This window comes from Kitasatospora sp. HUAS MG31 (assembly GCF_040571325.1).
Taxonomy (GTDB): domain Bacteria; phylum Actinomycetota; class Actinomycetes; order Streptomycetales; family Streptomycetaceae; genus Kitasatospora; species Kitasatospora camelliae.
In genome coordinates, this window is the sequence record NZ_CP159872.1 from 1,115,954 (window position 1) to 1,133,426 (window position 17,473).

21 protein-coding genes and 1 pseudogene are annotated in these 17,473 nt (G+C 75.3%); 12 read left to right on the forward strand and 10 right to left on the reverse strand.

Annotated features, from left to right (window positions below; all coding sequences use genetic code 11):
• Positions 1 to 22 precede the first annotated feature (22 nt).
• Together ABWK59_RS05395 and ABWK59_RS05400 are read left to right on the forward strand one after the other, a co-directional pair.
• A complete protein-coding gene (locus tag ABWK59_RS05395; RefSeq protein WP_354638259.1) occupies positions 23 to 760 on the forward strand; it encodes a VOC family protein in 738 nt (245 codons plus the stop codon).
• 140 nt (positions 761 to 900) lie between these two features.
• Positions 901 to 1,581 carry a maleylpyruvate isomerase N-terminal domain-containing protein gene (locus tag ABWK59_RS05400; protein ID WP_354638261.1) on the forward strand — a complete coding sequence of 227 codons (681 nt, stop codon included), beginning with the start codon at positions 901 to 903 and terminating at the stop codon, positions 1,579 to 1,581.
• Between the two features lie 21 nt (positions 1,582 to 1,602).
• Here the strand turns inward: ABWK59_RS05400 and ABWK59_RS05405 are convergent, their stop codons facing one another.
• Positions 1,603 to 1,980: a hypothetical protein gene (locus tag ABWK59_RS05405; protein WP_354638263.1), complete on the reverse strand. Its 378-nt coding sequence runs from the start codon at positions 1,978 to 1,980 to the stop codon at positions 1,603 to 1,605.
• A gap of 157 nt (positions 1,981 to 2,137) precedes the next feature.
• Positions 2,138 to 3,520, reverse strand: a complete 1,383-nt coding sequence (locus ABWK59_RS05410) for a rhodanese-like domain-containing protein (protein WP_354638264.1) — start codon at positions 3,518 to 3,520, stop codon at positions 2,138 to 2,140.
• A gap of 233 nt (positions 3,521 to 3,753) precedes the next feature.
• On the opposite strand from ABWK59_RS05410, the gene ABWK59_RS05415 reads away from it, so the two are divergent.
• The 3 genes from ABWK59_RS05415 to ABWK59_RS05425 all read left to right on the forward strand — a co-directional run bounded on the left by ABWK59_RS05415 (position 3,754) and on the right by ABWK59_RS05425 (position 5,545).
• Positions 3,754 to 4,137 carry a rhodanese-like domain-containing protein gene (locus ABWK59_RS05415; protein WP_354638266.1) on the forward strand — a complete coding sequence of 128 codons (384 nt, stop codon included), beginning with the start codon at positions 3,754 to 3,756 and terminating at the stop codon, positions 4,135 to 4,137.
• On the forward strand, positions 4,134 to 4,904 hold the full coding sequence (locus ABWK59_RS05420) for a sulfite exporter TauE/SafE family protein (RefSeq protein WP_354638268.1): 771 nt from the start codon (positions 4,134 to 4,136) through the stop codon (positions 4,902 to 4,904). The genes ABWK59_RS05415 and ABWK59_RS05420 overlap by 4 nt, the downstream gene beginning before the upstream one ends.
• Positions 4,905 to 4,978: 74 nt before the next feature.
• The gene (locus ABWK59_RS05425; RefSeq protein ID WP_354638270.1) at positions 4,979 to 5,545 is read left to right on the forward strand and encodes a rhodanese-like domain-containing protein; all 567 of its coding nucleotides are present in this window, start codon (positions 4,979 to 4,981) and stop codon (positions 5,543 to 5,545) included.
• Positions 5,546 to 5,767: 222 nt separating this feature from the next.
• Here ABWK59_RS05425 and ABWK59_RS05430 read toward each other — a convergent pair whose 3' ends face one another.
• Positions 5,768 to 6,043 carry a hypothetical protein gene (locus tag ABWK59_RS05430; protein WP_354638272.1) on the reverse strand — a complete coding sequence of 92 codons (276 nt, stop codon included), beginning with the start codon at positions 6,041 to 6,043 and terminating at the stop codon, positions 5,768 to 5,770.
• A gap of 233 nt (positions 6,044 to 6,276) precedes the next feature.
• On the opposite strand from ABWK59_RS05430, the pseudogene ABWK59_RS05435 reads away from it, so the two are divergent.
• Positions 6,277 to 6,785, forward strand: a pseudogene (locus tag ABWK59_RS05435) (glycosyl hydrolase-related protein); the annotation flags it as partial.
• 64 nt (positions 6,786 to 6,849) lie between these two features.
• Here ABWK59_RS05435 and ABWK59_RS05440 read toward each other — a convergent pair.
• Positions 6,850 to 7,650, reverse strand: coding sequence for a universal stress protein (locus ABWK59_RS05440; protein ID WP_354638274.1), 801 nt, complete (start codon positions 7,648 to 7,650; stop codon positions 6,850 to 6,852).
• A 467-nt stretch (positions 7,651 to 8,117) separates the two neighbouring features.
• Here ABWK59_RS05440 and ABWK59_RS05445 point away from each other — a divergent pair, with 467 nt between their 5' ends.
• Both ABWK59_RS05445 and ABWK59_RS05450 read left to right on the forward strand, forming a co-directional pair.
• Positions 8,118 to 8,291, forward strand: a complete 174-nt coding sequence (locus ABWK59_RS05445) for a hypothetical protein (RefSeq protein ID WP_354638276.1) — start codon at positions 8,118 to 8,120, stop codon at positions 8,289 to 8,291.
• A gap of 38 nt (positions 8,292 to 8,329) precedes the next feature.
• Positions 8,330 to 8,482 (forward strand): hypothetical protein, encoded by a 153-nt coding sequence (locus tag ABWK59_RS05450; protein WP_354638277.1) that lies wholly within the window; start codon positions 8,330 to 8,332, stop codon positions 8,480 to 8,482.
• Here ABWK59_RS05450 and ABWK59_RS05455 read toward each other — a convergent pair.
• Entirely contained in the window at positions 8,455 to 9,237 is a 783-nt protein-coding gene (locus ABWK59_RS05455; RefSeq protein ID WP_354638279.1) for a ribosome hibernation promotion factor, read from the reverse strand. The genes ABWK59_RS05450 and ABWK59_RS05455 overlap by 28 nt on opposite strands.
• Before the next feature lie 365 nt (positions 9,238 to 9,602).
• On the opposite strand from ABWK59_RS05455, the gene ABWK59_RS05460 reads away from it, so the two are divergent.
• Positions 9,603 to 10,508 (forward strand): universal stress protein, encoded by a 906-nt coding sequence (locus ABWK59_RS05460; RefSeq protein WP_354638281.1) that lies wholly within the window; start codon positions 9,603 to 9,605, stop codon positions 10,506 to 10,508.
• A gap of 133 nt (positions 10,509 to 10,641) precedes the next feature.
• Entirely contained in the window at positions 10,642 to 11,340 is a 699-nt protein-coding gene (locus ABWK59_RS05465) for a response regulator transcription factor (protein WP_354638282.1), read from the forward strand.
• 78 nt (positions 11,341 to 11,418) lie between these two features.
• Here the strand turns inward: ABWK59_RS05465 and ABWK59_RS05470 are convergent, their stop codons facing one another.
• Entirely contained in the window at positions 11,419 to 12,093 is a 675-nt protein-coding gene (locus ABWK59_RS05470) for a helix-turn-helix domain-containing protein (protein WP_354638284.1), read from the reverse strand.
• Between the two features lie 215 nt (positions 12,094 to 12,308).
• Here ABWK59_RS05470 and ABWK59_RS05475 point away from each other — a divergent pair, with 215 nt between their 5' ends.
• Together ABWK59_RS05475 and ABWK59_RS05480 are read left to right on the forward strand one after the other, a co-directional pair.
• Entirely contained in the window at positions 12,309 to 13,997 is a 1,689-nt protein-coding gene (locus ABWK59_RS05475) for a GAF domain-containing sensor histidine kinase (RefSeq protein WP_354638286.1), read from the forward strand.
• A 79-nt stretch (positions 13,998 to 14,076) separates the two neighbouring features.
• Entirely contained in the window at positions 14,077 to 14,703 is a 627-nt protein-coding gene (locus ABWK59_RS05480; protein ID WP_354638287.1) for an alpha-ketoglutarate-dependent dioxygenase AlkB, read from the forward strand.
• Positions 14,704 to 14,713: 10 nt separating this feature from the next.
• Here ABWK59_RS05480 and ABWK59_RS05485 read toward each other — a convergent pair whose 3' ends face one another.
• The 4 genes from ABWK59_RS05485 to ABWK59_RS05500 all read right to left on the reverse strand — a co-directional run bounded on the left by ABWK59_RS05485 (position 14,714) and on the right by ABWK59_RS05500 (position 17,367).
• Positions 14,714 to 15,688 carry an Acg family FMN-binding oxidoreductase gene (locus ABWK59_RS05485; protein ID WP_354638289.1) on the reverse strand — a complete coding sequence of 325 codons (975 nt, stop codon included), beginning with the start codon at positions 15,686 to 15,688 and terminating at the stop codon, positions 14,714 to 14,716.
• A complete protein-coding gene (locus ABWK59_RS05490; RefSeq protein WP_354638290.1) occupies positions 15,669 to 16,067 on the reverse strand; it encodes an SHOCT domain-containing protein in 399 nt (132 codons plus the stop codon). The genes ABWK59_RS05485 and ABWK59_RS05490 overlap by 20 nt, the downstream gene beginning before the upstream one ends.
• Positions 16,068 to 16,162: 95 nt before the next feature.
• On the reverse strand, positions 16,163 to 16,612 hold the full coding sequence (locus tag ABWK59_RS05495) for a CBS domain-containing protein (RefSeq protein ID WP_354638292.1): 450 nt from the start codon (positions 16,610 to 16,612) through the stop codon (positions 16,163 to 16,165).
• A gap of 59 nt (positions 16,613 to 16,671) precedes the next feature.
• A complete protein-coding gene (locus ABWK59_RS05500; protein ID WP_354638293.1) occupies positions 16,672 to 17,367 on the reverse strand; it encodes a CBS domain-containing protein in 696 nt (231 codons plus the stop codon).
• Positions 17,368 to 17,473 lie beyond the last annotated feature (106 nt).

Here is a 17,473-nt window from a genome sequence, read left to right on the forward strand (position 1 = left end):
GTCAGCTTCTAGGATCTGCGACATGGCAACACGACTTGTGCAGATCAACATGAAGGCCCATGACGACGCCGCGCTCGGCCGGTTCTGGGCGGAGGCACTCGGCTGGGGTGTCGACAGCGAGGCGCCCGGCGTGACCAACCTCGAACCCGTGGACTTCGCCTACCCCGACCCCGTGGCCGTCTGCATCGACCTCGTGGCCAGCCCGGAAGCCAAGACGGCGAAGAACCGGGTACACCTCGATCTGGCCACCACCTCGGCCGCCCATCAGGCGGAGCTGGTCGCACGCCTGAAGGACCTCGGCGCGACACTCGCCGACGTGGGCCAGGGCGACGTCCCCTGGACGGTCATGGCCGACCCGGAGGGGAACGAGTTCTGCGTCCTGGACCCCCACCCGCTCAACATGGACACCGGGCCGATCGCCGCGGTGGTCGTCGACTGCACCGACCCACGGGAGACGGCCCGGTTCTGGGGCGAGGCGATGGACTGGACGGTGCACGAGGTCACCGACGACCACGCGACCATGCGCTCCGCCCAAGGCGTCGGCCCCTACCTGGAGTTCCACCGCTCCCCCGACACCAAGAGCGGGTGGAACCGCGTCCACCTCGACGTCAGGCCCTACCGCGGTGACGACCCGGCGGAGGAGGAGGCCAGGCTGCGCGCCCTGGGCGCCACCGACCCCGGCATCGACCAGTCCGCAATCTCCTGGACGGTCCTGGCCGACCCGGAAGGCAACGAGTTCTGCCTCCTCACGCCTCGCTGACAAGGGGACCTGCGGCGACCACCTCGACCCCGGGGCGCGGCGAGCAGCCCTCGGACCGCCATGTACGGGCCGGGGGCGTCCGGGTTCCGCGAGGGCGAGCAACCACAGACCGTCAGGGGCCCGCTGCTAACCTGACGATCATGGATCTCACCCGGGTGTTGGACGCGTTCGAGACAGAGGCCGGGGCACTCGGCCGGGAACTCGCACGGCTGCCCGAAGCCGCGTGGGACCACCCGACACGGTGTGCACCGTGGTCCGCCCGTGAACTGCTGGGCCACGTCTGCGTCGTGCTGGACTGGGTGCCGGACATGATCGAAGGCCAGGCCCCCGAGGTCCCCGAGGTCGCCGCGACCGAGTACTACAGGCCGGACCGCCGTTTCAGTACCGCGACCAACGCGGCCCGAATCGAGCTGGGACGGGATCGCGCCGCCCGTCACGCCTCAGGAGTCGCGCTCGTCGCCGACTTCACCCGAACCTGGCGGAACGCGGAAGGGCTGTGCCGGAAGGAGCCGGAGCACCGGGTGGTGCGGACACGGCACGGCGACGCGATGCTGCTCGCCGACTTCATGCTGACGCGCGTCTTCGAAGTCGCCGTGCACGGGATCGACCTGGCCGATGCACTCGGATGTGAGGCATGGCTGACGCCGTCGGCCGGAGACCTGCTGCTGGAATTCCTCACCGGACCGGACACGAGCGGGGTGACCGAGCTGGGTTGGAGCCCTGCCCGTTTTCTTCGCAAGGTCACCGGGCGTGAGCCGCTGGAACCGGAGGAGACCTCCCGGATCGCCCGCCTGGGTGTCACCTGGCTCGCGCTGGGGTAGGCGTCCGCCCGCGTTGCCCTCCTACGGCTTGTCAGACGGTCCGCGGTCTTCGCCTGGCGGCAGCAGCACGGGCGAGCTGGTGGACGGCGGTGTCCAGTTCCAGCCGAACCTGTCCACCGTGCTGAGGATCCACCGCTGTCCGCGTTCGTCTGCGACGGCCCAGGCGTAGGCGAATCGGCGCTCGGACCGTGCTCGGCTCCACCATGGCTTGCGAGGGTCGGGCAGGAACGGGATGTTGTCGCAGAGGTCGGCAAGCCAGCGAATACAGGCGACGTAGTCGTCGTCGGGCCAGTCCGGGTTGGGCTTCCGTCTGCCGGCCATGGCGCGGATCTCCAGCAACGCGTACCAGCGGAGCTGCGCGCCGACCTCCCAGTCCTCCAGAACGCGATCGCCCCGCATTGCCGATTCCGTTTCCTCGTGGCCCGTGTCCGCACAGCGACCCTACCGTCCGCCAGTGAGTCTGGTGATCGTCGGCCGAACTCGACTCTTGACTCCGCCGTCACGAACGGCCGCGCTGCCGCCAGGGTGTGCGCGACCCCGCGCCGGGCTGTCATCGTCAGCCGGTGGGGCGGTGGGCCGCCGACCAGGCCGTGTAGCCGCCGAGGAGGTCGGCGACCTCGGCGTGGCCGTGGTGGCGCAGGAGGCTGGCGGCGATGGAGGAGCGGTGTCCTCCGGCGCAGTGGAGGACGAGGGGGCGGTCGGCGGGGATCTCGTCCAGGCGGTCCGGGAGTTCGTTGAGCGGGATGTGCGTCGAGCCGTCCACCGCGCCCTCGGCGCGCTCGCCGCAGGTGCGGACGTCGAGGACGAGCGGGGGCCGGTCGGTGGCGAGGGCGGTGCGCAGCTGGTCGACGGTGAGGCGGGCGGCCGGGGTGAGGTCCTCGGCGAGGGCGGCGAGCGCGGTGGCGGACTCGGCGAGGTGGCCCGCGGTGCGGTCGAAGCCGATGCGGGCGAGGCGGGTGACGACCTCGGCCGCGCGGCCGTCGGGGGCGAGGACGAGGATTTCGGCGTCCGGGGTGAGGACGGCGCCGGCCTGTTCGGCGAAGCGGCCGTCGGCGGGGACGTTGATCGCGCCGCGCAGGTGTCCGGCGGCGAACTCCTGGGGGCTGCGGGCGTCGAGGACGACGGCACCGGCGGCCCGGCGGGTGCGGAACTCCTCGGCGGTGAGGGGGCGGTGGGCCTGTGCGGTGTCGAACAGGGCGCGGTCCCGGCGGTTGAGGGTGGCGTCGTAGCCGAAGTAGCCGGGTGCGGCGGACTGCCCGGCGGTGACGAGGGCGACGAACTCCTCCTCGCTCATCGGGGCGCAGGCGTAGTTGGTGGCGCGCTGGGCACCGATGGTGGACTGCCGCTCGCTGGACAGCCGCTTGCCGCAGGAGGAGCCCGCGCCGTGGGCCGGGAAGACGCGGACCTCGTCGGGCAGGCCCATGAGCCGGCGCTGGACGCTGTCGTACAGCATCCGGCCGAGTTCCTCGGCCGTGACCCCGGCGGAGGCCAGCAGGTCGGGGCGGCCGACGTCGCCGATGAAGAGGGCGTCGCCGGTGAGCACGCCGTACGGGACGGTGTCCGTGGCGCGTTCGAAGACGAGGACGCTGATCGACTCGGGGGTGTGCCCGGGCGTCTCCATGATCTGGAGGGTGACCTCGCCGAGGTCGATCCGCTCGCCGTCGGCGAGCTTGCGGATCGGGTACTCGGTCTCCGCGCGCCGCCCGTAGCCGATCCAGGCGCCGGTGCGCGCGGCGAGTTCCAGGTGGCCGGCCAGGAAGTCGGCGTGGAAGTGGGTGTTGATGACGGCCTCGACGGTGAAGCCGCGCGCCTCGGCGTCGGCCACGTACTCGTCGATGTCGCGGCGCGGGTCCACCACCACGGCGCGGCCGGTGCTCTTGTCGGCGATCAGGTATGAGGCCTGGGACAGACAGTCGAGGTAGTACTGCGCGAAGTGCACGTGAAACTCCTGGTGAAGATACGGGTGGGGGTATCCCTTGCCTCACACGATACCCCCATGGGTATCATCGGAGCCAAGGGCCGGCGCTGCCCGGTCGTCGCCACCGGCGCAGCCCCCTCCTCGCGGCACCCCGAACCGCCGCGACCACCCACCGAGAGCCCCCGCCGCGCCGACCCGCGCCGGTCCTCACCTTCGCCACCGCTATCGCCATCGCCGCACGTCAGGAGGCCCCCGTGCCCACGTTGCCCACGTATCACGACCCGGCCGATCCCTCGCAGACCACGCCCGCCGCCGCCGAACGCCTGCTCGTGACCGGGAGGGCCACCCTCCTGGACGTCCGCGAGGAGGACGAGTTCTGCGCCGGTCGCGCGCCGTCCGCCCGGTGGCTGCCGCTGGGCGACCTGGCCGCGGGGGCGGGCCTCCCGGCGGGGATCGCCGGACATCCGGACCATCCGGTGCTGGTGGTCTGCCGCTCCGGGAGCCGTTCCGGGCAGGCGGTCGCCCTGCTCACGGCTCGTGGCGTCACCGCACGGAACGTGGCGGGCGGGATGCGGGCCTGGGCCCGGGCCGGGCTGCCCCTCGTCACGGCTGACGGAACGGTCGGGCAGGTCATATGACCGCGCTCGTCCTCGCCCTGCTGGCCGGAGCAGTGGTCGGCCTGGCGCTGGGCGGGCTCGGCGCCGGCGGCAGCATGCTCGCCGTCCCGGCCCTGGTCTACCTTCTCGGCTTCACCCCTGCCCACGCCGGCACCGCCGGCCTGCTGATCGTCGCCGCCACCTCGCTGACCGGCCTGCTCGCCCACAGCCGCGCCGGACGGGTCCGCTGGCGCACCGGCCTCCTGTTCGCCGCCGCCGGACTGCCGGTGGCCGCCGCGGCCGGGGCGCTCTCCACCCGTGTACCGGCCGCCGTGCTCACCACGGGCTTCGCCGTCCTGGCCGCGCTCGCCGCCTCGCGCATGCTCGCCGCCGCCCGGAAGTCCCCATCGCCCGGGGCCACTTCGGGCGAGGCGGCGGTACGGCCGACCGCCCTCCGGTCCGCCGGTGCGGGCGCCGGACTCGGTGCGGTCACCGGACTGCTCGGCGTCGGTGGCGGCTTCCTCGCCGTCCCCGCCCTGGTCTCCGTCCTCGCCTTCTCGATGGCCGAGGCCGTCGGCACCAGCCTGATGGTCATCTCCGCCAACTCGCTCGCCGCGCTCCTCCCCCGCCTCGGCGCCACCGGAGGACTCGACTGGGCGGTGGTCGCCCCGTTCACGGCCGCCGCCGTGCTCGGCGCCTGGGACGGCAAGCGCCTGGCCGGCCGGTTCAGCGGACGGACCCTCCAAACCGCCTTCGCCGTCGCCCTGTTGGCCGTCGCCGCCCTGATGCTCGTCGACTCCCTCGGCTGACCGGCCCACCCCGGCCGACCCACCCCGCCCCGGCCACTCCCCCGACCCGGGCGGCCCCCCACCAAAGGATGCACATGACCACGTCCCTGACCGTCGAGCAGCTCCACCCCCGCGTCACCCGGGTGACCGTCATCGACGTCCGCTCCCCCGGCGAGTACGCCGCCGGCCACATCCCCGGCGCCCACAACATCCCGCTCGACCGGCTCCACCAGGCCCTGCCCGCCCTGCGCGAGGCGGCCGACCGCGGAACGGTCACCGCCGTCTGCGCCTCGGGCAACCGTTCCCGGACCGCCTGCGAGCAGCTCTCAGCGGCCGGTATCGGTGCCGCCACCCTGGTCGGCGGCACCAGGGCCTGGGCCGCCGCCGGACACCCGCTGGACCGGGTGGCCGGGTCCCGGACGGTCTGGGCCATGGACCGGCAGGTCCGTTTCGCCGCCGGACTGCTCGTCCTGCTCGGCGTCCTCGCCGATCTCCTGCTGCCCGGGGCCCGCTGGCTGGCCGCCGCCGTCGGCGCCGGCCTCGTGTTCGCCTCCGTCACCGACACCTGCGCCATGGGAGCCCTCCTCGGCCGGCTCCCGCACAACCGCCCCCGCACCGCCCGACCGGACCTCGACACCACCCTCACCGCCCTGCGCCGCTGACCACGGGCGGCCGACGCCCCGCCCGTACCGTCTCAGCCCTCCCCACCCGTTCGAGGCCCGAGGACGATACGGACGACGGCGCCGAGCGCGCCGTTCGGAGACGGCCGCCGGGAGCCGGCCACGCGGGAACGCGAGTGCGCCGACTCGGGGGACGGACCCAGCGGCCAGGTCGGGTCCGGGCCGGGCCCGGGCCGGGTGCGGGTGTCCGTGGTCCGGGGTCAGTCAGTTCTCGTCACCGGGTGTGCACGGGTCCGGGGCCACACCGAGGCTGCACACACCCGAGGGCGGCACCTCGATCTCGTGGAGGCCGTGGACCAGGTGGCGGGTGGTGGTCGGTCCGCGGTTGCCCCCGGCGTCGTGGGTCGTGATCCGGACGTGGCGCGGCGGCCCGGACACCTCCAGCAGCACGCGCGGGGCGGTGGAGCCGCTGACGATCACCAGGGTGCGCCAGGCGCCGGGAGGGACGGGGATGACCCGGTCGGTGTAGCTGGTGACCACCTGCCGATTGCCGTGGCCGGCGACGACCTGAGGGTAGAGCTCGTCCGGGCGGCCGGGCTCGTAGTGGCCACCGAGGAGGACCGCGGAGTCCTGGCGCCAGACGGTCAGCCAGAAGGCGAGGGTCCGGTGCTGGACCGGGGGAGCCCGGCCAGCCGGGTGGAGATCTGCGGGACGGCGTGCAGGGCGCCGTGGAACTGGCGGGCCGTCGTCTCGGGGGTGGCCGCCGGGTCCCGGTCACCCGCGACGTCCGCCCCGACGGCGGCACCACCACCACGGTGCGGCTGTCCCTGCTGCGCGCCCCGCGCTTCCCCGACCCGGACGCCGACCGGGGCGAGCACCGCCTGCGGTACGCGCTGGTCATCGGTGCCGGCATCGCCGACGCCGTCCGCGAGGGCTACCACCTCAACCTGCCCGAGCGAACCCACACCCGTGCCGGCTCGGCCCCGGTCGAACCACTGGTGGCCGTCGACCGCGAGGGCGTGGTCATCGAGGCGGTGAAGCTCGCCGACGACCGCTCCGGCGACCTCGTCGTGCGCCTCTACGAGGCCCACGGCGCCCGCACCCGGGCCGATCTGACCGCGGGCTTCCCGCTCGCCAGGTGACCGTCTGCGACCTGCTGGAGCGCCCGCTCGGCGCCGGCCAGGACCCCGCCGCCGTCCGCGAGGGCGCCCGCCAGGTCCGGCTGACCCTCCGGCCGTTCCAGCTCCTCACCCGGCGGCTCAGGAGCCGCGAGGGCGTCTAGCCGTCGCGGCCGGCCACGGCCCAGCCCTGACCCGGTTCCGAACGTCCCGGGTCAGGGCCCGTCCTCAGGTCTCCGGCACGACCGCCACGGGGCAGGCGGCGTGGTGCAGGACGGCATGGACCACCGGGCCGAGCAGGAGCACCGGGCCGACCGGCCGGCGTCCCAGTACCAGCAACCGGGCTTTGGCGGACGCTTCCGTCAGGACCCGGCCCGGGCTGCCGCGCTCGACGTCCTCGAGGACCTCGACCTCGGGGTGGGCTGCCTTCCACGGCGTCAGGGCGTCCGCCAGCAGTTCGGCTTCAGCGCCGAGGTCCGCCGGGGGTACCGGTCCGGCGTGGACGGCTCGCAGCGGCAGGCCGTAGCGGTGGGCCGCCGCGAAGGCGAACGCGAGCGCCCCCTCTGCGGGACGCCGGGCGTCGACGCCGAGGACCACGTGCTCGCGCGGGTGCGGGCCGAGGGGATCCACCGGGAGCAGCACGGTCGGGCAGCCGGTGCGGGCGGCGAGGTGGAGGGCGGTCGAGCCGACGCGCAGCTGCGGGAACCCGTCGCTCCCGCGTGCCCCGAGGACCAGCGGGTCGGCGTCCTCGCCGGCGGCGAGCAGCGCCGCGGTGGCGGCGTCGTGGACCTCCTCGGTGCGCATCCGGAGGCCGGGGTGGCGCATCGCCAGGACGTGCTCCACCTCGTGCAGGAGGTCGCCGCCCGCCCGGTCGGCCGCGGCGCGGACGGGGAGCAGATGGGGCATCAGCGGCAGGGCGTGCAGGACGCGCAGGGGGCGGTCGCGCAGCAGGGCCTCGCGGGCGGCCCAGTCGGCGGCCGCCAGAGCGGCTTCGGAGCCGTCCACACCGACGGTGACGGGCAGGTCCATGGTGATCGTCTCCTCACGGTCCCCCTGGTTTCGGGGTCGGCCGCGCCACGTCTCCCGGTTCGCGGCCTGCGAGGAGCGGGCGGGACGGCCTGGCTCATCGTCACCCGGGGCGTCGGTCCGGGCCCAGGGCCGACCGGGCCACGATCGCGGCTCCGGACGAGGGACCTGCGGCCCCGCCGTCCCGGCGCTTCACCCGGACGGCCGAGGCCCGCCGGATCCGGGCGGGACCTGCGGCCCGGCGGAGTGGACTGCACGGCCCTCCTCGGCGCCGTCCGGGTGCCGGGAGCCTGGGATCGGCCCGCCGACCGGCAGGGGCCGACGCCACGACGACGAGAACACCGGCTGCGCTCCCGGGCGCAGTCCCGCCCCGGGCCGAACCGGCGACGGTCCTCGCCGCCCGCCGCACGGCGCTCGCCCGACCCGGCGTCCGCTCGTCCCCCTTCGTTCTTCTCGACAAGGAACTCTTCATGACCCGCTTCCTGCTGGCCGGAGTCGACGGCTCCGCGCAGAGCCTCGTGGCCGCCCACTGGGCGGCCACGAGGCCGACCGCCGCCGTCTGCCGCTGCGTCTGCTGCACGTCCGGACCCGGCTGGACGACACCCGGCCGGCCGCGGCGGGCGTCGTCGACCACCCCGCCCTGAGCGCCCGCATGCTCGCCGCCGCGGAGCGCGGAGTCCGCGTGGCCCATCCCGGCCTGGACCTCCGGGCCGACCTCGCGGAGGGCGAGGAGGTGGTGGACGTCCTGGCCGGGGCGGCTCACGAGGCCGAGCTGCTCGTCCTCGGCTCCCGGGGCCTCGCCCGCCGCTACAGCACGGGGGTGATCAGACCGTAGTCGCCGTCGTAGCGGTGGTAGAGCACGTGGCCGCGGCCGGTCTCGGCATCGGTGAAGAAGACGAACGGCAGGCCGCTCAGATCGAGCCGTGTCACGGCGTCGGCGGTGGCGAGTTCCGGTGCGCCGATGGTGCTCGTCGGGAGCCCCGGCACCGGCTCCGCCCGCGGGGCGGCCGTGGCCAGCCGGTACCCGTCGGCGGTGTCCCGGTGGACCACGCTGTCGCGGCCGCTCGCGGCGTCGGTGAACAGGTGGAAGTCGTAGTCCATGGCCTCCAGTTCGAGCACCGCCTCCCAGACGGTCTGCCGCGCCAGGGTGTAGGACTTGTGCCGCACGATCCGCCGGTCCTCGCCATGGCGGTCGCGGCGCTGCGGGCGGTGCCCGCGCTCGGCGCGGTCGCCTCCGGCGTCCGGGGCCGTCCCGTGGTGGCGGTGGTGGTCGCGGTGGCGGCGGACGCGGGCGATCCGGGCGTTCAGCCGGTCCTGGAGCAGGTCGATCGCCTCCTGCATGGTGGCGGCCGCCACATGGGCGCGGACCGGCCGGCCGTTGAGGTCGACGACGGCCTGGGCGAGGGCGGGCCTGGCGACCGCGGGGTTGGGCTCCTGGGTGAGCTTCACCCGGGCGGCGAGGACCGGCTCGTCCACCCGGTCCAGCACGGCGAGCAGCTTCGCCCGGGCGTAGTCGGGTGCTGCCAGGGTGACCTCACCGCGGGTCTCCACCAGGACGTCGGTGGCGGGACGGCTCTGCAGAGGGTACATGGGGTTCCCTTCCAGGTGGGTTCGGACGGGGGGTCCGCGTGGTCCGTCGGGAACGGGCTGCTCCCGATGGAGATCCTCCGCGTGCGGCCGGCGCTCCTCCCAGGGACGGACGGCCCTGTCCCGGCGTCCGGCGGTCCCGTCCCGGCCGCTCCACTGGTCCCCGGTCCGGGCACTCGCGGACGGAAGGGCAACGGCCTGCCTGCCACGGGAGCCTGACGGACCCTCTGCGACCGGGGACCACCGGCCCTCGCGGCGGCCCGGTCGGTCCCTGGCCCCGCCGGCGTCGGCGCCGGGAGAGTGCTCCTGGCGCAGGAACGACGGACGTCCTGGCCGACCACCACCGGATCTCCGTAGGGGGAAAGACGATGACCATGAGCCGTGTCCTGACCGGAATCGACGGATCACCGCAGAGTGCGGCCGCGGCCCGATGGGCGGCCGGGGAGGCCGTCCGCCGCGGCACCGGCCTGCTGATCCTGCACGCCTGGCCGTGGCTGGGCACCGAGTTCGCCGAGGGCACCCCGGCCGGTGACCTGCGGCCCGCCGCGCTGAGGGCGCTGGCGGACACCGCCGAGGAGATCCGCCGGGCCCACCCCGGACTGTCCGTCGAGACCATGGTGGTCGGCGAGGACCCGGCCGACGCGCTCCTCGCCGCGGCCGAGAAGCAGGACCTGCTCGTCCTCGGCTCGCGCGGGCTCGGAGGGTTCGCGGGGCTGCTGGTCGGCTCGGTCGGCCTGGCGGTGGCGGCGCGCGTGAGCGTCCCGCTGGTCCTGGTCCGCGCGGACGGGACGGACGGGACGGACCGGACGGACGGGACGGACGGGCACCAGGACGGGAGTCCCGGCGGTCGCGAGGTCGTCGTCGGGGTCGACGGCCACCACGCCTCGGGCGCCGTCCTGGACTTCGCCTTCGCCGAGGCCGCCCGGCGCGGAGCACGGCTGCGGGCGGTCCACGGCTGGGACCTGATGCCCGTGTGGACGGCGACCGGGTGGGTGCCTGCCCAGGTGGACATCACCGCCCAGGAGGCCGCCGAGCAGGCCGTCCTGGCCGAGGCACTCGCCGACGCCCGGGCCGCTCACCCGGACGTCGAGGTGATCGCCGAGACGCGGCTCGGCGGGTCGGCCCGCGCCGTGGTGGCCGCCTCCGCCGGCGCCGACCTCGTCGTCGTCGGCCGGCACGACCGCCACCACCCCCTGGGCATGCGGCTCGGCCCCGTCGCCCACGCCGTCATCCACCACTCCGCGGCGCCGGTCGCGGTGGTCCCGCACCCCTGATCCCCCGCTCGCCCGGACAGCCCCGTCCGGACGGGCTGTCCGGCCCTGTCGGAACCGCCGGTGCCCGTGGGAAACTGGCGGTGGCTCAGCCCTGCCCCATCCCGGCGGCGGGTCCGGAAGGAACGGGAAAGCGATGGCGGACGGCGCGACGGGCGGGGCGGCCGCCCCGATCAAGGTGTTCCTCCTCGACGACCACGAGGTCGTCCGGCGGGGCGTGCACGATCTGCTGGACTCCGAACCCGACCTCACGGTCGTCGGCGAGGCCGCCACGGTGGAACAGGCGCTGGCCCGCGTCCCCGCGCTGCGGCCCGACGTCGCGGTGCTGGACATGCGGCTGCCCGACGGCGACGGGGTGACCGTCTGCCGCGAACTGCGCTCCCAGATGCCGGACCTGGCCTGCCTGATCCTCACCTCGTTCGACGACGAGGAGGCCCTGCTGGACTCGATCATGGCGGGCGCGGCCGGCTACGTCCTCAAGCAGATCAGCGGCACCGACCTGGTCTCAGCCGTCCGCACGGTCGCCGCCGGCCAGTCCATGCTCGACCCCGGCGCCACCACCCGCCTGATGGCCCGCCTGCGCGGCGACAACGCCCCGCCGCCCACCGGCCTGCCCCGGCTCACCGACCGCGAGCAGGAGATCCTCGCCCTGATCGGCCAGGGCCTGACCAACCGCCAGATCGGCCAGCGCCTCTACCTCGCCGAGAAGACCGTCAAGAACCACATCTCCCGGCTGCTCGCCAAGCTCGGCGTCGAGCGCCGGGTCCAGGCCGCCGTGATGGCCTCCCAGACCCTGGCCGCCCAGGACCAGACCGCCAACCGGCTCATCCGCTGATCACCGCGACCCGCCCGGCGGGCCGGCCCGGCCACCGCCGACGCCACGGCCGACGACCCGGCGATCACCGGCCCCCGGCTACTGCGCCCGGATGCGGCGGCCGGTCGCCGTGGCCGGGGTGATCCGGATCCACGTCTCCCGGCGGCCGCCCGCCCACGGCGCGCCCACCGCGGCCTCGTCCAGCCGCTGCCGGTCGGCCGGATCCTCCACCTGCTCGGCCCTGCCGCTGATCAGGACGCTCCAGCCCTCACCGCGGTGCTCGTCCAGGTGGTCCACCTCGAACGCCACCTCGGTCCCCGTCGCGACGGCCGCCGGGCCGTCCTCGGAGGTGCGGTAGGCGACGGCCGTGCCGTCCACCGTGTAGTTGACCGGCAGGACGAGCGGGGTCGGGTCCGCGGAGATCGCGACCCGCCCGACCCCGTGGGTGCCGAGCCGGTCCCAGCACTCCTGCTCGGTGAGCCGGAGCAGGTACGGGTGCGCGCCCGCCGCCGCCCGGCCCGGCGGCGCGTCCTCGCGTCCCTCGACCAGCTCCTGGTAGGTCATGCCCAGCACCGCCGCCACCCGGACGAGCGCGGCGGGATCGAACCCACGGCCCACCGCCAGCAGGTGTTCGAGGTAGCGGGGTGACATCCCCGCCTGCGCGGCGGCCTCCTCGACCGTCAGCCCGCGCTGCTCACAGCGGGTGACGATCCGCCGGGACAGCTCGGCCGGGAGCTCCGCCCCGCCGCCGGGTGTTTCCTGGTTCTCGCGCATGTCGACCGCCCGTTCCTTCGGGGAGAACGCGGTCCGGTCCGTCCGCCGCGCTCTCCACGCCCGGTACCAGCATCGGCCACCCGCCCGAGGCCCACCACGGCTCCACCCCGGCCCCGCGCAGGAGGGCGGCGCCGGGCACCGCCCCCTACGCTGGTTCCTGTCAGCGGGCGAGCGGCGGAGGAACCGTGGGCGGCTCATCGGAGAACGAGTCCCGGATGCCCCAGCTGCGTCTGGACGACCTGCTCGACGAGCTCCAGGCCAGGCTGGACGCCGCCCGCGGCACCCGGGACCGGATCCACAGCCTCCTGGAGGCCGTGCTGGCCGTCGGCCGGGACCTGGAGCTGAACCAGGCCCTGCGGCACGTCGTCGAGGCCGCGGTGACGCTGGTGGACGCCGAGTACGGAGCGCTCGGGGTGATCGGCGACGACCGCTACCTGTCGCAGTTCGTCCCGGTCGGTGTCGGCGACGAGGAGATCAAGCGGATCGGCCCGCTGCCCTCCGGTCACGGCCTGCTCGGCGAGCTGATCCACCACCCGGCCCCGCTGCGGCTCACCGAGATCGCCGAGCACCCGTCCTCGTACGGGTTCCCGGCCCACCACCCGCCGATGCACACCTTCCTGGGGGTGCCGATCCGGGTGCGGGACAAGGTGTTCGGCAACCTGTACCTCACCGAGAAGCGCGGCGGCGCGGAGTTCGACGCCGAGGACGAGGCGGTGCTGTCCACCCTCGCGGTGGCGGCCGGGGTGGCGATCGAGAACGCCCGGCTCTACACCCAGGCCCGGCTGCACGAGCGGTGGCTCACGGCAGGTGCCGAGATCACCAGCAGCCTGCTGTCCGGCAGCGCGGAGCAGGAGGTGCTGGACCTGCTGGTCGACCGGGCGGCGGAGATCGCCCGCGCCGACCTCGCCGTGGTGGCCCTGCGCCTGCCCGACACCCAGGAGCTGGAGGTGCGGATCGCCGTGGGCCTGAAGGCCGAGGAGCACCGCGGGCTGGTGCTCCCGCTGGAGGGGTCGTTCGTGGGCGCGGCCGTCTGCGCGGGCGGCCTGGTGGTGAGCACGGACGTGCACGAGGACCCGCGGATCACCGTCGGGCCGCCGCGCTGGGAGGGGCTCGGGCCCGCCGTGGCCGTACCGATCGGCACCTCCGAGGGCGGGATCCGCGGGGTGCTGATGCTCGCCCGGGCGGCGGGCGCGCCGCTGTTCGAGGAGGACGAGTCGGGGCCGCTGCAGGGCTTCGCCGGGCAGGCGGCCGTGGCGATGGAGCTGGCCGAACGCCGCCGGGACTCCGAGCAGGTCGCCCTGCTGGAGGAGCGGGACCGGATCGCCCGCGACCTGCACGACCTGGCCATCCAGCGGTTGTTCGCCACCGGGATGACCCTCCAGGGGGCCACCCGGTTCATCGACCACCCGGGTGCCAACGAGCGCGTCCTGCGGGCGATCGACGACCTCGACGAGACCGCCAAGACCATCCGGTCCACCATCTTCGGCCTGCGGACCCGGGACACCGGACCGGCCGCCAGGGGCCTGCGCGCCAAGGTCGTGGAGGCGGTCGCCCGGGCCGCGGAGGTCCTCGGGTTCACCCCCGCCCTGCGGATGACCGGCCTGCTGGACACCACGGTGCCGCCGGCCGTCGCCGACGAGGCGATCGCCGTCCTCCAGGAGACCCTGTCCAACGTCGCCCGGCACGCCTCCGCCGGCTCCGCCGAGGTCTGGCTGGCCGCCGCGGACGGGGAGCTGGTCGTCACGGTGACCGACGACGGCGTCGGCCTCCCCGAGGGCGGACGGCGCAGCGGCCTGGCCAACCTCGCCGAACGGGCCACCGCCCTCGGCGGCGGCTTCGACGCCCGCGCGCTCCCCGCCGGCGGTACCGGGATCGTCTGGCGGGTGCCGCTGCCGGCCGCCTGAGGCGTCCGCCGCTCTCCGGCCGGTGTCGGAGGGCCGGTGCTCTCCGGCCGGTGTCGGAGGGCCCGGCTACGCTCCGGACATGTCCCAGACGGCCGGCCGGCTCCCCCTCGACATCGCCACCCCACCGCCGCCGCCCCCGGCGGTGCCCGGGCTGCGGTACCTCGCCGACTGGCTGGATCCGGCCGCCTGCGACGCGCTGCTCGCGGAGATCGACGCCGCGGCGTGGTCGGCCGAGCTGAAGCGGCGGGTGCAGCACTACGGCCACCGGTACGACTACGGGCGCCGCAGCCTGGCGTCCGACCGGCGGGACGCCGCGCCGCCGCTCCCGGGGTGGGCCCGGGAGACGGCCGCGCGGCTGGTGTCCGACGGCCTGATGGAGCGGGAGGCGGAGCAGGTGATCGTCAACGAGTACCTGCCCGGTCAGGGGATCAGCGCCCATGTGGACTGCCTGCCCTGCTTCGGTCCGGTGGTCGCCGCCCTCTCGCTGGGCTCCGGCTGCCTGATGGACTTCACCCACCCCGGGGACGGCGGCAAGGTGCCCGTGCCGCTCGCGCCGGGCGGCCTGCTGGTGATGGCCGGTGAGGCCCGTTCCGTCTGGCGCCACGCCATCGCGGCGCGCAGGAGCGATCCCGGACCGTCCGGCCGTGTCCCGCGCGGGCGGCGGGTGTCGGTGACGTTCCGCACCCTGCTGCCCGCCGAACGGTGATCCACGGCCGTCAGTCGATGACCTCCGCGCCCGTGAGCCGGGGAGTCGGCGCGCCCTCCGGGCCGTAGCCGAGGCGGATCAGCATCTGGACGTGTCCCGGGCCGTGCCGGGGGTCGCGGGCGGCCTCGCGCAGGTCGTGCCATTCCATGGCCTGGTGCAGCAGCGAGGCCCGGACCTGGTGCACGGTCGCCGTCAGCAGCACGTGCTGCAGGGCCAGTCCGGCGTGCAGCCAGTCGGCGGGGAGGTCGTGGTCGGTGCTGAGGACGGCGATGCACGGCTCGGCCTCGAAGGGGACGGGCGGTCGGTGGTCGGCCGGGCGCAGCGCGGAGAAGTCCCGGACGGGGAGGTGCCCGGCGAGGTCCTGCGGTCCGAGGGCGGACGGCGGGATGCCGAGCGGCGGCCCCTCGGGCTCCTGGAGCCAGTGCCGGCTCTCGCCGCGGTGGTCGGGGTCGACGGTGTTGCGGCGTTCCGCCTCGGCGGTGAGTTCGAGCAGCCGGGCGGTCTCCTCGGGCCCGGGGTGGGTCAGGACGGCGTCCTCGGCCCGCGCGGCCTCCGCCAGTTCGGCGAGGACGGTGGGCGGGACGGGCGGTCCGGTGAACGGCGTACGGACCGTGTGCCGGTGCCAGATCGCCTCGAACAGCCGCCCGGTGGTGGGGAGCTCGGCGTGGGAGAGCTGGTCCAGCTCGACGGCGGCCAGCAGGTCGGGTTCGGCGGGGTCGGGCAGCAGCCTGACCTCGGGGGCCCAGCCCATCCGGCGGGCGGCCGTGCGGATGTTGAGCACGGCGGCGCCGACGGACAGGTGCATCGCCCGGCCCTCGGGGTCGGTGACGTGCAGCGCGCGCTCCAGGACGGCGCGGACCTCCAGGGCGGAGGTCTCCGCACGCAACCGGAAGTGCCAGGGCTGGGTGTTGTGGATGGACGGTGCGGCGACCGCGGCCGAGACCAGCTTCTCCAGGGCGGCGGCGTCAAGGGCGAGCGTGCGCATGAGGGTCTCCGGAGGTGCCAGGGGGGTACGCGGTCGGGCCGCGGGTGGCGCGGAGGGCGTCCATCCGGGCGCGGTACTCGTCGACCTCGATCTCGCCCCGGGCCAGGCGTTCGGCGAGGAGCTGCTCGGGGTCCGGCCCGGACGGCGGGGCGGACGACGGAGGGGACGGCGGCCCGGGTGGGGCCGGCCGGGAGCCCGGGTCGCCGGGGGCGGCGCGGCCGAGGTGGCGGACCAGGACGACGATGCCGAGGATGATCAGGCCCCACAGCAGGACCATGCTCACGGTCATCAGGCCCAAGCCCCAGCCGCTCATTCCGTGATCGTTCCAGTACATCATCGCGAACTCCGGGGCCGTACCGGCGAGGGCTTCTGTCCTCACCTCCAGCCTGGTGCCCGCCGGGGTCCGGGCGCTTGGGCCGATCGGCACCCTCCGGTGGGCCGGCCGGGCGGGCCCACCGGCCGGGAGCCGCGGCCTCAGCCCGTGGCCGGCGGTCCGGGCCCGGGGCCTCCCTCGCGCAGGGCGCTCCAGGAGATCGGCCCGAGCAGGTCCGCGAGGTGCTGCAGGACGTCGAGGAAGAGGTCGTCGACGGCCAGCACGCCCACGACCCGGCCGTCCCGCAGGACCGGTAGCCGCCGCACCCCGGTGCGGCAGAAGGTCCGGTAGGCGGCGGACACGTCCTCGTCGGCGTCCAGCGTCACCACGGGCGCGGACATCAGACCGCCCACCGGTGTCTCCGGATCGGCGCCCCGGGCCAGGACCCGCACGGCCAGGTCGCGGTCGGTGAGCACGCCCCGCAGGCGGCCCCGGTCGACCACCAGGACGCAGCCCACCGCCTGCTCGGCCATCAGCCGGGCGGCCTCCCGGGCGGTGGTCACCGGGTCGGCGGTGACCGGCGGGGAGGTCATGAACTCGGCGACGCGCATCGCTCCGGCTCCTCCTCGTCCTCGCTCACGGGCCGCACCCGGGCCGGCGCGGCCGGGCGTCACCGGTCGGCGTGGTAGGCGCGGGGGTGTTCGACGGTCGGTTGGGTGTCGTCCTCGGTCCAGTCGAGGGTCTGGTGGACCGCCACCACGCCGTCCACCGCCCGGCAGAGCCGCTCGGCGACGGGGATCAGGCTGCGGCGCGGCAGCCGGCCGGCGAGGGTGACGACGCCGTCGTCGACGGTGACCCGGACGTCCCCGGGGGCCAGCCAGAGGGTCTGGCCCAGCACGTCGTGGAGGATCTCCTCGCGGATGGCGGCGTCGTGCCGCAGGAACACCTGGAGCAGGTCGCGGCGGCTGACGATGCCGACCAGGCGCCCGACCTCGTCCACCACGGGCAGGCGCTTCACGTTGTGCCGGTCCATCTGCCGGGCGGCCTCCGGGACCGACCAGCCGGCCCGGGCGGTGACGACCGGGGTCGTCATCAGGCCGCCGGCCGTCTCGGCCTCGGCGCGGGCCCGGTCGCGGGCGTCCAGCCACCGGCCCGGGGAGCGCCCCTCGGGGTCGGGCAGGACGGCCTCCTTGCGGATCAGGTCGGCCTCGGAGACCATCCCGACCGGCCGCCGCTGGTCGTCGACGACCGGGAGCGCCGTGATGTCGTTGCGGTGGAACAGCGCCGCGATCTCCTTGAACGGCGTGTCGGGGTGAGCGGTGACGACCTCCTGGGTCATCACGTCGTGGACGGTGCGGTGCTGCATGGTCCTCACTCCTCCGCGGACGGGGTCCTGCCCTCACTGTCCGCCCCGCCCGGGCGCCCGCACAGGGCCGTTCGGTCCTGGGGCCGGGGCCGAAGCGGTCCGGAAC

Excerpts from the sequence above, each read along its gene's own strand:
- ABWK59_RS05460 (WP_354638281.1), top strand. The coding sequence starts at position 9,603 with ATGACCATGAGCCGTGTCCTGACCGGAATCGACGGATCACCGCAGAGT.
- ABWK59_RS05495 (WP_354638292.1), bottom strand. The coding sequence starts at position 16,612 with ATGCGCGTCGCCGAGTTCATGACCTCCCCGCCGGTCACCGCCGACCCG.
- ABWK59_RS05485 (WP_354638289.1), bottom strand. The coding sequence starts at position 15,688 with ATGCGCACGCTCGCCCTTGACGCCGCCGCCCTGGAGAAGCTGGTCTCG.
- ABWK59_RS05440 (WP_354638274.1), bottom strand. The coding sequence starts at position 7,650 with ATGGACCTGCCCGTCACCGTCGGTGTGGACGGCTCCGAAGCCGCTCTG.
- ABWK59_RS05400 (WP_354638261.1), top strand. The coding sequence starts at position 901 with ATGGATCTCACCCGGGTGTTGGACGCGTTCGAGACAGAGGCCGGGGCA.
- ABWK59_RS05500 (WP_354638293.1), bottom strand. The coding sequence starts at position 17,367 with ATGCAGCACCGCACCGTCCACGACGTGATGACCCAGGAGGTCGTCACC.
- ABWK59_RS05445 (WP_354638276.1), top strand. The coding sequence starts at position 8,118 with ATGACCCGCTTCCTGCTGGCCGGAGTCGACGGCTCCGCGCAGAGCCTC.
- ABWK59_RS05420 (WP_354638268.1), top strand. The coding sequence starts at position 4,134 with ATGACCGCGCTCGTCCTCGCCCTGCTGGCCGGAGCAGTGGTCGGCCTG.
- ABWK59_RS05475 (WP_354638286.1), top strand. The coding sequence starts at position 12,309 with ATGCCCCAGCTGCGTCTGGACGACCTGCTCGACGAGCTCCAGGCCAGG.
- ABWK59_RS05455 (WP_354638279.1), bottom strand. The coding sequence starts at position 9,237 with ATGTACCCTCTGCAGAGCCGTCCCGCCACCGACGTCCTGGTGGAGACC.
- ABWK59_RS05470 (WP_354638284.1), bottom strand. The coding sequence starts at position 12,093 with ATGCGCGAGAACCAGGAAACACCCGGCGGCGGGGCGGAGCTCCCGGCC.
- ABWK59_RS05405 (WP_354638263.1), bottom strand. The coding sequence starts at position 1,980 with ATGCGGGGCGATCGCGTTCTGGAGGACTGGGAGGTCGGCGCGCAGCTC.
- ABWK59_RS05465 (WP_354638282.1), top strand. The coding sequence starts at position 10,642 with ATGGCGGACGGCGCGACGGGCGGGGCGGCCGCCCCGATCAAGGTGTTC.
- ABWK59_RS05395 (WP_354638259.1), top strand. The coding sequence starts at position 23 with ATGGCAACACGACTTGTGCAGATCAACATGAAGGCCCATGACGACGCC.
- ABWK59_RS05425 (WP_354638270.1), top strand. The coding sequence starts at position 4,979 with ATGACCACGTCCCTGACCGTCGAGCAGCTCCACCCCCGCGTCACCCGG.
- ABWK59_RS05480 (WP_354638287.1), top strand. The coding sequence starts at position 14,077 with ATGTCCCAGACGGCCGGCCGGCTCCCCCTCGACATCGCCACCCCACCG.